The sequence below is a fragment of the Mycobacterium sp. G7A2 genome, from assembly GCF_041902445.1.
Classification (GTDB): Bacteria; Actinomycetota; Actinomycetes; order Mycobacteriales; family Mycobacteriaceae; genus Mycobacterium.
In genome coordinates, this window is sequence record NZ_CP169251.1 from 5,567,004 (window position 1) to 5,579,774 (window position 12,771).

At 68.2% G+C, this 12,771-nt stretch carries 12 protein-coding genes; 9 read left to right on the forward strand and 3 right to left on the reverse strand.

Annotated elements, in window-relative coordinates; translation table 11 throughout:
• Positions 1-28: 28 nt before the first annotated feature.
• The gene (locus ACEWX3_RS26510) at positions 29-916 is read right to left on the reverse strand and encodes an oxygenase MpaB family protein (protein ID WP_374158165.1); all 888 of its coding nucleotides are present in this window, start codon (positions 914-916) and stop codon (positions 29-31) included.
• Between the two features lie 94 nt (positions 917-1,010).
• Between ACEWX3_RS26510 and ACEWX3_RS26515 the strand changes: the two genes are divergently transcribed.
• Positions 1,011-1,634, forward strand: coding sequence for a TetR/AcrR family transcriptional regulator (locus tag ACEWX3_RS26515; protein WP_152515114.1), 624 nt, complete (start codon positions 1,011-1,013; stop codon positions 1,632-1,634).
• On the opposite strand, the gene ACEWX3_RS26520 is transcribed toward ACEWX3_RS26515, so the two are convergent.
• Positions 1,631-2,206: a VOC family protein gene (locus ACEWX3_RS26520; protein ID WP_374158166.1), complete on the reverse strand. Its 576-nt coding sequence runs from the start codon at positions 2,204-2,206 to the stop codon at positions 1,631-1,633. The two genes, ACEWX3_RS26515 and ACEWX3_RS26520, sit on opposite strands and share 4 nt — an antisense overlap.
• 99 nt (positions 2,207-2,305) lie before the next feature.
• Here ACEWX3_RS26520 and ACEWX3_RS26525 point away from each other — a divergent pair, with 99 nt between their 5' ends.
• From ACEWX3_RS26525 to ACEWX3_RS26545, 5 genes are all read left to right on the forward strand, one after another.
• Positions 2,306-2,938 (forward strand): TetR/AcrR family transcriptional regulator, encoded by a 633-nt coding sequence (locus tag ACEWX3_RS26525; RefSeq protein ID WP_374158167.1) that lies wholly within the window; start codon positions 2,306-2,308, stop codon positions 2,936-2,938.
• Positions 2,935-4,056 (forward strand): alpha/beta hydrolase, encoded by a 1,122-nt coding sequence (locus ACEWX3_RS26530; RefSeq protein ID WP_374158168.1) that lies wholly within the window; start codon positions 2,935-2,937, stop codon positions 4,054-4,056. Before ACEWX3_RS26525 ends, ACEWX3_RS26530 begins: the two co-directional genes overlap by 4 nt.
• Positions 4,035-5,000, forward strand: a complete 966-nt coding sequence (locus ACEWX3_RS26535; RefSeq protein WP_374158169.1) for a 2-hydroxyacid dehydrogenase — start codon at positions 4,035-4,037, stop codon at positions 4,998-5,000. Before ACEWX3_RS26530 ends, ACEWX3_RS26535 begins: the two co-directional genes overlap by 22 nt.
• A gap of 46 nt (positions 5,001-5,046) precedes the next feature.
• The gene (locus tag ACEWX3_RS26540; protein ID WP_221350369.1) at positions 5,047-7,251 is read left to right on the forward strand and encodes an acyl-CoA dehydrogenase; all 2,205 of its coding nucleotides are present in this window, start codon (positions 5,047-5,049) and stop codon (positions 7,249-7,251) included.
• A 125-nt stretch (positions 7,252-7,376) separates the two neighbouring features.
• Positions 7,377-7,706, forward strand: coding sequence for a hypothetical protein (locus ACEWX3_RS26545; protein ID WP_374158170.1), 330 nt, complete (start codon positions 7,377-7,379; stop codon positions 7,704-7,706).
• A 150-nt stretch (positions 7,707-7,856) separates the two neighbouring features.
• On the opposite strand, the gene fadD2 is transcribed toward ACEWX3_RS26545, so the two are convergent.
• Positions 7,857-9,557, reverse strand: a complete 1,701-nt coding sequence (gene fadD2, locus ACEWX3_RS26550) for a long-chain-fatty-acid--CoA ligase FadD2 (protein ID WP_207064983.1) — start codon at positions 9,555-9,557, stop codon at positions 7,857-7,859.
• 55 nt (positions 9,558-9,612) lie between these two features.
• Between fadD2 and ligD the strand changes: the two genes are divergently transcribed.
• The 3 genes from ligD to ACEWX3_RS26565 all read left to right on the forward strand — a co-directional run bounded on the left by ligD (position 9,613) and on the right by ACEWX3_RS26565 (position 12,760).
• Positions 9,613-10,860 carry a non-homologous end-joining DNA ligase gene (gene ligD / locus ACEWX3_RS26555; RefSeq protein ID WP_374158171.1) on the forward strand — a complete coding sequence of 416 codons (1,248 nt, stop codon included), beginning with the start codon at positions 9,613-9,615 and terminating at the stop codon, positions 10,858-10,860.
• Between the two features lie 161 nt (positions 10,861-11,021).
• Positions 11,022-11,429 carry an STAS domain-containing protein gene (locus ACEWX3_RS26560; protein ID WP_207064981.1) on the forward strand — a complete coding sequence of 136 codons (408 nt, stop codon included), beginning with the start codon at positions 11,022-11,024 and terminating at the stop codon, positions 11,427-11,429.
• A 137-nt stretch (positions 11,430-11,566) separates the two neighbouring features.
• Positions 11,567-12,760, forward strand: a complete 1,194-nt coding sequence (locus ACEWX3_RS26565) for an acyl-CoA dehydrogenase family protein (RefSeq protein WP_207064980.1) — start codon at positions 11,567-11,569, stop codon at positions 12,758-12,760.
• Positions 12,761-12,771: the final 11 nt, after the last annotated feature.

Consider the following 12,771-nt stretch of genomic DNA (forward strand, 5'->3'; position numbering starts at 1 on the left):
TGAACCAGATCACCGGCGCGGTGCGGTGTCACACCAGCGGACGGCCCGTGCGGATGCGCCAGTCCAGGTCCTTGAGCAGCACGTTGAACGGGAATTCCCGCACGACTCGCGGCGAGATCCGGTTCACCGTACGCAGCACCGTCATCAGCCGGTCGAACCGGCGTTGCTGCTCGGGCCCCCAGCTCAGCTGCATCTCGTCGCGGAAACGCTGCGGCAGGAATCCGGTGGTGATGAGCAGGGCCAGCCCTTCGGTATGACGCCGGAGCGGGCCGGGCAGGGTGAGCCCCTGAAGACGCGAGAGTGCGATCGGATGGAGGAACTCCCGGACGGTGTCGTCGATGTGGACCTCGTCGAGGGACTTCTGCCAGTAGCGGTCGAACGCGGCGCGATCGGCGGGCCACATCGACTCGGGCACCTGCAACATCGTGGCCAGCGCGCGCCCCTGCAGGTACAGCCGGTCGGCGGTGTCCTCGTCAGGTTCTCCGCCGAAGATCCGGTGCACGTCGACGACGCCCTTGTACAGGCACGCGCCCACCCACAACTGCAGGTCCTTGTCGAAGGCGTGGTACTTCACCGGGCTTTCGTCGGTGGAGAACACCTGCGCGTGCGCCCCGTTGACCGCGCGCCGGAAGGCGGCCTTCTGCTCGGCAGTCCCGCTGGTGGACACCGCGAGATAGGTGAAGGTGGTGCGGGCGCGCTTGATCGGATGCCGGTCGATGCGGCCGCTTTCGACGCGGCTCTCCAGCACTCCGTAACCGACCCCGGGACGCGCCAGCTGCATGATCACATTCGCCGGACCGGCCAGCAGGCCCAGCCCGAGCATGCCGTCGTCGGCTCCGCCCCGTCCTCCTCGGGCGGCGGCCTCGGGGCTGCCGGCAGGGGAATCGACCTGTCGAACAGGCTCGCTCACCGTCACTGGACACACTCCTCTCGGCGGTGCCGTCACCAAATGTGCGAACACGCGTTTCCTGATATTGCTCCCCCCGCGCGGCGGGTGTCAATATGGGGTGATGGCCCAGATTCGTCCGTACCGGGGAATCGAGGCCGGCCAGCGCATCGCCGAGCGCAGACGCCGGTTGTTGACTGCGGGCCTGGACCTGCTCGGCGCCGCGCCCACCCCCGGCGACCTCACGGTGCGCGCCATCTGTGCGCAGTCCGGTCTGGCGGCGCGCTACTTCTACGAGAACTTCACCGACAAGGACGCCTTCGTCAGCGCGGTGTTCGACTGGGTGGTCGCTGACATCGCGGCCACCACGCAGGCGGCGGTGGCCGCCGCACCGGCTCGCGAACAGAGCCGGGCCGGCATGACCAACCTGGTGCGCACCATCTCCGACGACGCGCGGGTGGGCCGGCTGCTGTTCAGCGATCGCCTGGCCAACCCGGTGGTGGTGCGCAAGCGCGCGGAGTCCGGCGCGTTGTTCGCGCTGCTGTCCGGACAGCACGCAGAGGCGGCGCTACACGTGACCGCCAACGAGCGGATCAAGGCGGCCAGTCACTTCGTCGTCGGCGGCGTGGCTCAGACCCTGAGCGCGTGGTTGGCCGGTGACCTCGATTTCACGCCCGAGCAACTCGCCGACCAACTCGGCATGCTGATCGACCGGCTCGGCGACCCGGCGCTCTACCGCGACCCCTAGGCGCGGGTCGGCACCCGTCGGTCGGCGGCGGTCTTCGGCTCGGTGGTGGTGTCGGCGTCATCGAACTGCTTGGTCCAGCAAGCGAACTCGAGGGTGATGCCGTCCGGGTCCAGGAAGTAGAAAGACCGCACGTACACCCCCGGGTGGACGGTCGGTGAGACCTGCGCGGGGCTTTCGTCGTGGTTGAGGATCGGGCCGACCCGGACCCCCTTGGCCTTGAGCCGCTGCCGGTACTCGTCGAACTTCTCGGCCGGGACATGAAAGGCCAGGTGATTCATCGTGCTCACGGCGCTGACGATGTCACCGATGCCGGGGATGGCCTCCGGTGAGGAGATACCGGGCACGCGGTCGGGGGCGTCGGCGAACCAGAAGAACGCCACGCAGTCACCGTTGCCGGCGTCGAAGAAGAAGTGCTGCCCCATGCCGCCGGGCAGGTCGAGGGACTTGATCAGCGGCATGCCCAGCACGTTGCTGTAGAAGTCCACCGTCTTCTGCATGTCCGAGCACACCAGCGCGACGTGGTTGATGCCGCCGAGGTCGAATTCGGTGTTGGTGTTGTGCGGCTTGATCACGCCGTCGCCTCCCCGTCCCGGGTCCCCGCGGGGTAGCCACCGCGGAAAACTGAATCTAACATCAGATTCAGTTGCCGATCAACGAGGAGCGCTGGATACATGGGCACGGTGGCGCGGTCTCCGTTGCCGACAGCGCGCGGCCGCCAGACCCAGGCGGCGATCGACGACGCTGCGCGCAGGGTCATCGCCCGCAAGGGCATCCTGGCGGCCACGGTCGCCGACATCGCCGGCGAGGCCGGCCGCTCCACGGCGTCGTTCTACAACTACTACGACTCCAAGGAAGCGATGGTCCGCGAGTGGGCACTGCGCTTTCGCGACGAAGCCCGCGAACGCGCGCGGGCCGCGGCGGCACCCGGGCTGAGCAACCGGGAACGCTCCCGCCAGGCCGCCGCGGCGCACTGGCACACCTACCGCAACCGGCTCGCAGAGATCATCAGCGTGTCCCAGATGGCGATGATCAGCCCCGACTTCGCCGAGTACTGGAGCGAGATCTGCGCATTTCCCACCGAATTGATCGCGTCGCTGGTCAAACAGGTTCAGGGACAAGGCTACTGCACGGGCAGTGACCCCCAGTTGATCGCCGTGGCACTGGTGTCGATGTTCAACCAGTTCTGTTATTCCCAACTGTCCGGCAGCCGTGACGAGGCCAGCGTCGACGACGACGCCTGCATCACGACGCTCGCCGAAATCTTCTACCGGACGATCTACCATCGGGAGTCGGGAGAACCATGACCACATCCACGGCTGTCACCCGCGAATTCGTCGGGCTGGACTCGACGACGGCGCACCGAGCCGGGTCGGGTGGACATCCCTGCCAGGGGCTCTACTACCGCCCCGAGGGACACCGTCCCACCGTGGCGATGATCGCGACGCATTACCAGATCGACTTCTCCGAGCACTATCTCGCCGAGTACCTGGCCGACCGCGGGTTCGGCTTCCTCGGATGGAACACCCGTTTCCGCGGATTCGAAAGCAGTTTCCTGCTCGATCACGCGCTGGTCGACATCGGTGTCGGGGTGCGCTGGCTGCGTGAAGAGCAGGGCATCGACACCATTGTCCTGCTGGGCAATTCGGGCGGCGGATCGCTGATGGCCGCCTATCAGGCGCACGCTGTCGCACACCACGTCACCCCGCTGGAAGGTATGCGCCCCGCGGCCGGGCTCGACGACCTGCCGCCAGCGGACGGCTATGTCGCCACGGCCGCGCATCCCGGCAGGCCCGACGTGCTCACGGCGTGGATGGACGCCTCGGTCACCGACGAGAACGACGCGGTGGCAACCGATCCCGACCTGGATCTGTTCGACGAACGCAACGCACCGCCGTACTCGGCCGACTTCGTCGCCCGCTACCGTGCCGCTCAGGTCGCGCGCAACGAAGCCATCACCGACTGGGCGCTGGCCGAGCTCGTCCGGATCCGCGCCGCCGGCTTCTCCGACCGGCCCTTCACGGTGATGCGCACCTGGGCCGACCCGCGGATGGTCGATGCCACGCTGGAGCCGACCAACCGGCAACCCAACATGTGTTACGCCGGGGTCCCGGCACGGGCGAACCGGTCCACCTACGGCATCGCATCGGCATGCACGTTGCGTAACTGGCTGGGCATGTGGAGCCTGCGCCATGCTCAGACCCGGGCCGAACCCCACCTCAGCCGCATCGCCTGCCCGGCACTGGTGATCAACGCCGAGCAGGACACCGGCGTGTTCCCCTCCGACGCCGAGCGCATCCACGATGCGCTGGCCGGCACCGACAAGACCGCCTGCAGCATCGACACCGACCACTACTTCACGACACCTGGCGCCCGTACCCAGCAGGCCGACACCATCGCCGAATGGATCACCGCGCGATGGTGAGGGTGCTCGCCCACTTCGTGGCCGGCGAGAAGGTCACCGATTTCCTGTCCGCCCAGCGTGATTGGCTCGACGTGCGCTTCTGCGCCGAAGACGACGACGACACGTTCTACCGCGAGCTGTCCGACGCCGAGGTGCTGTGGCACGTGCTGCGGCCGGTGTCGGGTGCGGACCTGGCCCGGGCGCCACACCTGCGGCTGGTGCACAAACTCGGCGCGGGCGTGAACACCATCGACGTCGCGGCCGCCTCCGCCCGCGGAATCGCGGTGGCCAACATGCCCGGCGCGAACGCGCCGTCGGTCGCCGAGGGAACGGTGTTGCTGATGCTTGCCGCACTGCGCCGCCTGCCCGCCCTCGATCACGCCACCCGCACCGGGTCGGGCTGGCCGTCGGACCCCACCCTCGGTGAGACCGTCCGCGACATCGGCTCCTGCACCGTCGGACTGATCGGCTACGGCAGCATCGCCAAACGGGTCGAACGGATCGTCGCCGCCATGGGCGCCCGGGTGCTGCACACCAGCACCAGAGACGACGGCACGCCGGGGTGGCGCAGCCTGCCCGACCTGCTCGCCGAGAGCGACATCGTGTCGCTGCATCTGCCACTGACCGAGGCCACCACCGGGTTGCTCGGACGTGAGGCGTTGCGCCGGCTCAAGCCGGGCGCGGTGCTGGTGAACACCGCGCGCGGACCGATCGTCGACGAGGAAGCCCTGACCGACGCCCTGCGGTCGGGCCGATTGGCGGCCGCCGGCCTGGACGTGTTCGCCGTGGAACCGGTGCCCGAGAACAATCCGCTGCTGAACCTGCCCAACGTCGTGCTCACCCCGCACGTCACCTGGTACACCGCCGACACGATGCGCCGCTACCTGGAACTGGCCGTCGACAACTGCGTGCGGCTTCGTGACGGTCGCGACCTCGCCAACGTGGTGAACCAGGTGGCGGGGTAGTCTCGGCCCCAACCGACCGGTTAGTCAGCCCAACGGAGGGTTACGCATGCCCATCGCCATCCTGGAAGAGCACAACGACCTGGCCGACTCCGTGCGCTCGTACGTCGCACGCGTCGCACCCTCGGAGGTTCTGCACGAAGCCCTCGAGAGCCCGATCCCCAACCCGCCGCCCTACTGGAAGTCGGCGGCCGAACAAGGCCTGCAGGGCGTCCATCTCGCCGAATCGGTCGGCGGGCAGGGCTTCGGCATCCTGGAACTGGCCATCGTCGCCGCCGAGTTCGGCTACGGCGCCGTGCCCGGTCCGTTCGTGCCGTCGGCCATCGCCAGCGCACTGATCGCAGCCGACGATCCCGACGCCGCCGTACTCAACGGCCTGGCCTCCGGCGAGACGATCGCCACCTACGCGATCAGCTCGGCGCTGACCGCGACGCGGCACGGAGACGGCCTGGTGATCCGCGGCGAAGCCCGCTCGGTGCCCGCCGCCGCGCAGGCCTCGGTGCTGGTTCTGCCGGTCGCGATCGAATCGGGCGAGGAGTGGGTGGTCCTCGACGCCGACCAGCTCGAGATCGAGCCGGTCGCCTCCGTCGACCCGCTGCGCCCCGTCGCGCACGTGCGCGCCAACGGCGTCGAAGTCACCGACGACCGCGTGCTGGCCAACCTGCCGCAGACGCTGGCCCGGGCCCTGATCACGACGTTGCTGTCGGCCGAGTGCATCGGCGTCGCGCGGTGGGCCACCGACACCGCCGCGGCCTACGCCAAGATCCGGGAACAATTCGGTCGCCCGATCGGCCAATTTCAAGCCATCAAGCACAAGTGCGCCAACATGATCGCCGAAACCGAGCGCGCCACCGCCGCGGTGTGGGACGCCGCCCGCGCCATCGACGAGGAACGCGCGGGCAGTCAGGACGACGATGCGAAGGCCAGCGCCTTCGAGTTCGCCGCCGCCGTCGCCGCGACCCTCGCCCCCGTCGCCGCCCAGCACTGCGCCCAGGACTGCATCCAGGTCCACGGCGGCATCGGTTTCACCTGGGAGCACGACACCAACGTGTACTACCGGCGCGCCATCGTGCTGGCGGCGGCGTTCGGCCGCGCCGCCGACTACCCCCAGCAGGTGGTCGACACCGCCACGGCGACCGGCATGCGCTCCATCGACATCGACCTGGACCCCGACACGCTCAAGCTGCGCGAGGAGATCCGCGCCGAGGTCGCAGCACTGAAAGAGATTCCGAGAGAAGAACGCAACGCTGCCATCGCCGAGGGCGGCTGGGTGCAACCGCACCTGCCCGCACCGTGGGGACGGGCCGCCACCCCGATCGAGCAGATCATCATCGCCCAGGAGTTCTCCACCGGGCGGGTCAAGCGACCCCAGATGGGCATCGCGGCGTGGATCATCCCGTCGATCGTCGCCTACGGCACCGAAGCTCAGCAGCAACAGTTCCTGCCGCCGACGTTCCGTGGCGAGATGATCTGGTGTCAGCTGTTTTCCGAGCCGGGCGCGGGCTCGGACCTGGCCAGCCTGACCACCAAGGCCACCAAGGTCGACGGCGGGTGGCGCATCACCGGGCAGAAGATCTGGACCACCGGCGCGCAGTTCTCGCAATGGGGTGCGCTGCTGGCCCGCACCGACCCGAGCGCACCCAAACATCAGGGCATCACCTACTTCCTGCTCGACATGAAGGCCGAGGGAGTCGAGGTCAAACCGCTGCGGGAGCTCACCGGCAACGCGATGTTCAACACCGTCTTCATCGACGACGTGTTCGTCCCCGACGACATGGTGCTCGGCGAGGTGGACCGCGGGTGGGAGGTCAGCCGCAACACGCTGACCAACGAGCGCGTGTCGATCGGCAGCAGCGAGCCGCCGTTCCTGGCCAGCCTCGACCAGTTCGTCGAGTTCGTCCGCGACGGCCACTTCGACCAGATCGAGCAGAACGAGGCCGGCCGGCTGATCGCCGAGGGGCACGCCGCCAAGCTGCTCAACATGCGCTCGACGCTGCTGACGCTCGCCGGCGGTGACCCGATGCCCGCCGCCGCCATCTCCAAGCTGTTGTCGATGAAGACCGGCCAGGGCTACGCCGAGTTCGGCGTGTCGTCGTTCGGCACCGATGCCGCCGTGGGTGACCAGGGCCAGCCGTCGGGCAAGTGGGCCGAATACCTGCTCGCGGGTCGCGCGACGACGATCTACGGCGGCACCTCCGAGGTGCAGCTCAACATCATCGCCGAACGCCTGCTCGGGCTGCCGCGCGATCCCTAGAGCGGGGTTCTCGGGCGCCGAGCCTGCGGGCTCTCGGGCGCCGAGCGTGCGGTCAGATCGTGGTTTCCTGAAGAATCGCGATCTGACCGCAGATTCGAGCTCCCGATCGGGGGTATCCGTGCGGTATGAGTACTGACCGCGACTTCGCTGAGAAGCGCTTGGACAAGCCCGGGTCCTTCCGGCCGGCGGCTCTGTACACGCTGGTGGTCATTGCGGTGGCCGGGTTGGCGCTCGCGTTCCACGCGTTCGGGGCCCGCGACTCGGTGTACGCCGCTGCGCTGGTGCCGGTGTTCCTGTTCGTCGGGGGTGTGGGCGCTTTCATCCAGACCTACCGCGTGTGGAAGGCCGGCGGTGGTTGGGCCGCCTGGCAAGGCTCCGGGTGGTTTCTGATGCTGGTGATGCTCATCTCGCTGGCCATCCCGGGGGCGGCGATGATGGCCGACGCCGTCAAGTAACACCGCCTCTCCGACGAGCGCCGGTGGCTGCACGCCCGCGCGCGGCGGGTCACGTGCGGCAGCGCACCCTCACCGAAGGCGAGCGCGCGTGGTCGGCCCGCGCGCAGGGTGTCTCCGTGCAGACACCCCGCTCGCGGTGCACGGCGCTGGCTACTCGGGCTGCTCGATGTCCATCTCGCGCAGCTCGCGCTTGAGGATCTTGCCGGTCGGATTACGGGGCAACTCCTCGATGAAGACCACTTCACGTGGGACCTTGTAGCGCGCCAGGTTCTCCCGGACGTAGGTCTTGATGGTGTCCTCGTCGATCGAGGAGCCCTCCACCTTCACCACGAAACAGCGCAGCCGATGGCCCCACTCCTTGTCCTCGACGCCGAGTGCGGTCGCCTCGACGACCTCGGGGTGACCGCTGACCAGATCCTCGATCTCGGCGGGGAACACGTTCTCGCCGCCGGAGACGATCATCTCGTCGTCACGGCCACTGACGTAGAGCAAGCCGTCCTCGTCGAAGTAGCCCACATCGCCGGACGACAGCAGGCCGTCGATGATCTGCTTGCCGCCGCCACCGGTGTAACCCTGGAACGGGAAGAAGTTGCCGACGAAGATCCGGCCCACCTCACCCTGCGGCAGCTCGTTACCGTTGTCGTCGAGGATCTTGACCTTCATCCCCTTGACGACGGGCCCGACCGTGGCGGGATTCTTCGAAAGATCCTGCGGCCGTGCGATCGTCGCGTACGCCACTTCGGTCGAGCCGTACAGGTTGTAGACGACCGGGCCCAGCTCCTTGAGCGCCCTGGTGGCCAGTTCGGCGCCGAGCTGCGATCCGGAGACGAACACGATGCGCAGCGACGACAGGTCGGGCTTGGGGCTGGTCTTGTCGAGTTCGTCGAGCATGCGCGAGAGCATCACCGGCACGACCACGATCGCGGTGGCCCGGTGCTTCTCGATGTCGGCCAGCACCGTGGCCGGCTTGAACCGCCGGCGCAGCACCAGCGTCGACCCGAGCATCATCGCGATGGTGGCGTGCAGGAAGCCCAGCGCGTGGAACATCGGCGCCGGCAGCGAGGTCACCTCGTTGGCTTTGAACGGCACCGCCGACAGCACGCCGCCGATCGGCGCCAGCGACGGGGGCGCGCTGCGATTGGCGCCCTTGGGGGTACCGGTCGTGCCGCTGGTCAAGATGATGATCGACGAGTGCTTGGAGGCCTTGGGTGGCGGTGCACTGCCGGTGCGCGCGATCAGGTCCTCGAGGGTCTCGTCGGTACCGGACGGTTCGTCGGGCTTGTCCGGGTTGATGCCGAGCGCGCGCAGCTTGCCGAGTTCGGGCTCGGCGGCCTGCACCGCCTTGGTGTACTCGTCGTCGTAGATGATGAGTTTGCCGCCCTCGCGCTCGGACACCTCCTTGATCTGCGGGCCGGAGAACTCGCTGTTGAGCAGGATGATGCGGGCGCCGGTCTTGGCGGCGCCGTACACCGACACCAGGAACCACCGGTGGTTGCGGGCCAGGATCGCCACGCCGTCACCACCCTTGATCCCCTTGGCGAGCAGGCCGTTGGCCACGGCGTTGGCGGCGTCGTCGAGTTCCTTGAACGTCATCTCACCGAAGTCGTCGATCACCGCGGCCGCGTTGGGTGTCCGTCGTGCGTTGAGGGCCGGGATCATCCCGAACTCGCCCCACCGGCGGATATCGGCGACAAAGGCCGCGATGTCTTGCGGGGGCTCCAGTTTCAGCGCGCCGGCGGAGAACATCTTGCGGGCGTAGTGCAACTCGGCCGAACCACGCTCGAGGTATTTGCCGACCGTTTGCTGGGCCTTGGCGGCGGCCTGCGCGGAGATATCGCTGAGCTTCGACATGCGCCCACCCTATGTGACGACGGTCGCACCGCGGTCTGGAACATACGATGAAGGAATGCCTGCTCGCGAGACGTTCGAGATCGGTGGAGCGCAGGTCCCCATCACCCACCCCGACAAGGTGGTCTTCGACGAGATCGGGCTGACCAAGCTGGACCTGATGCAGTACTACGCGGCGGTGGCCGACGGGGCGCTGCGCGGTGTGCGGGATCGACCGATGATCCTCAAGCGATTCGTCAAGGGCATCGGACAGGAGGCCATCTTCCAGAAACGCGCGCCGGTGAACCGGCCCGACTTCGTCTCCGTTGCCGAGCTCAAGTACGCGTCGGGCACGTCGGCCAAGGAGGCGGTGCTGCACGACGCCGCCGGGTTGATCTGGGCGGTGAACCTGGGCTGCGTGGACCTCAACCCGCACCCGGTGCGGGCCGACGACCTCGACCACCCCGACGAGTTGCGCGTCGACCTGGACCCGATGCCCGGGGTCGGCTGGCGGCAGATCCTCGACGTCGCGTTCGTCGCACGCGAGGTGCTCGAAGATCACGGCCTGGTGGCCTGGCCCAAGACCTCCGGCTCACGCGGCTTCCACATCTATGCCGCCATCCAGCCCCGGTGGCCGTTCAAGATCGTTCGAACCGCCGCCGAAGCGGTCGCCCGCGAGGTCGAGCGCCGCGCGCCCGAATCGGCGACGGCGCGCTGGTGGAAGGAAGAGCGGCACGGCGTCTTCGTCGACTTCAACCAGAACGCCAAGGACCGCACGGTGGCCTCGGCCTACTCGGTGCGGGCGACCCCGGACGCGCGGGTGTCCACACCGCTGTTCTGGGACGAGGTCGCCGACTGCCGGCCCGAGACGTTCACGGTCTCCACGGTGCCGGAGCGCGTCGCCGAACTCGGTGACCCGTGGGAGGGCATGGCGGACACGGCCGGATCTCTCGATTCGCTGCTCGAACTCGCCGAGCGGCTCGGACCGGCGGAGAGGGCGCCCAAGGGGGCGCGCCGCTCCACCGAGGGAGCCAAGGGTTCCCGCGTTTCCAGCATGCCGCTGATCGAGATCGCCCGGACCAAGACCAAGGACGAGGCGATGGCCGCGCTGCACCAGTGGCAGGACAAATATCCTCAGGTGGCCGAAAAGCTCGAGCCCGCAGACGTTCTCGTCGACGGGATGCGGGGGCCGAGCTCGATCTGGTACCGCATCCGGATCAATCTTCAGCATGTCGACGAGGACGCGCGCCCCGCGCAAGAGCCGCTGCTGGCCGACTACAACCCGTGGGCCAATTACACCGGTGCCCAACAGCAGCGGCGGGACTGAGCGTCGGCGTCAAGTTACCGGCGAGTTTGCTGACCGGGCCTGATCCCAGTTCTTAGCGATGTTTTAGTCATTACACCCAGCGGCCTTAGATTGCCTGGCTACCTTTCATTGGTGTAAGGGCCGACAGCGGCCGAGCAAGCACGGGATCGAGGGAGGCTGCAATGTACGGCAATCCGACGTTCGACTGCGACGGCGCCGGCATCCGGGCGCACTGCCGCCAATTGGCCACCGTCGTGACGATCACCGGCCAGTTGCGCGACACCAACGTCGAATGCGCCGGCGACCACACCGAACGCTTCATCATTCCCGAGAAGCCGTTCATCCTCGATCTCAGCGGCGTCACTTCCTTTACCCGGGAAGCGGTTTCACTGCTGTTCCGCATCGACGACCTGTGTGATGCCGCCGGCCTGGAGTGGTCACTGGTCGCCAGCCGCGCCGTCGAGCAGGTGCTGCGTGAGCACGATGTCGAGTTCACCACCTCCGGATCGGTCCCCGAGGCGCTCAACCACTTCGCCGACGTGATGGTTGCCCGGCGCCAACTCCTCCCCCTCCTCACCAAGACCGCGTAAAGGACTGCTGTGTTAATCGATGTTCGGTGGCTCCGGTTCCTCCTTCAGCGTCGCCACAGGGCCGACCTGGACCACCTCGCGCTGACCGCAGGCTGATACCCCAGCCGACTTCATTCCGACCTGGCTAAGGTGCTCCTATGGGCACCGCAGCCGACGTTGATCTCGTCGCCGACGCCGCCGAGCGGGTCGTCGCCGAGCACGACCCCCGTTCCGTTTCGATCCCCGAGTTTCTCGGCGCCTGTTTCGACGCCGGCCTGTCGTGGGTGCACTTTCCCGCCGGATTCGGCGGCCTGGGTGTATCGCGCGGCCTCCAAGTGGTGGCGGACCGCATCCTGCAGAATGCCGGCGGCCCGGTGCCGCTGTCGCTGAATCCGATGGGTTACGGCATGGCCGCGCCCACGGTGCGCGAGCACGCCCAGACCGACGACGTGCGGCATCAGTTGCTGCGGCCGCTGGCCACCACCGAGGACATCTGGTGCCAGCTGTTCTCCGAACCCGGTGCCGGCTCGGATCTGGCCGGCCTGGCCACCTCGGCTGTCCAGGACGGCGACGAGTGGGTGGTCAACGGCCAGAAGGTGTGGACCAGCCTGGCGCACCGCGCCCGCTGGGGTCTGCTGCTGGCCCGCACCAACCCGGACGTCCCCAAGCACAAGGGACTGACGTACTTCGTGCTCGACATGCACGGACCCGGTGTCCAGACCCGTCCGTTGCGGCAGATGACCGGCCACGCCGAGTTCAACGAGGTCTACATCACCGATGCCCGCATCCCCGACACCTTCCGCCTCGGCGGGGTCGGGGACGGCTGGCGGGTGGCGATGACGACGTTGATGAACGAACGCAGCGCGCTCGGCGGCAGCGGCAACCGGCGCGGCGCCGGCACGATCGGCGACGCGGTCGCGTTGTGGGCCTCCCGGCCGGACCTGCAGACACCCGTGCTGCGGGACCGGCTGACCAGCCTGTGGCTGCGCGCCGAGGCGCAACGGCTGACCTCGGAGCGTTCCCGGGTGTCGGCCAGCGTCGGCGGCCCCGGCCCCGAGGGGTCGGTCGGCAAGCTGGTCGGCGCCGAGCTGAACCAGCACATCTACGAGTTCTGCATGGACCTGCTCGGGCCCGAGGGCATCCTCTATGACGGCTACGGGACGAGCGGCGACGCCGACGCCGAGGACTGGCGCGGCCCGATTCAGCAGCGCTTCCTGCGCAGCCGCGCCAACACCATCGAAGGAGGCACGTCCGAGGTGATGCGCAACATCCTCGCCGAGCGGGTGCTGGGGCTGCCCGGTGACCTGCGGGCGGACGCGGGTATGCCGTGGAAGGAGGTGCCGCGTGGCTGAGGAGCTTGCGG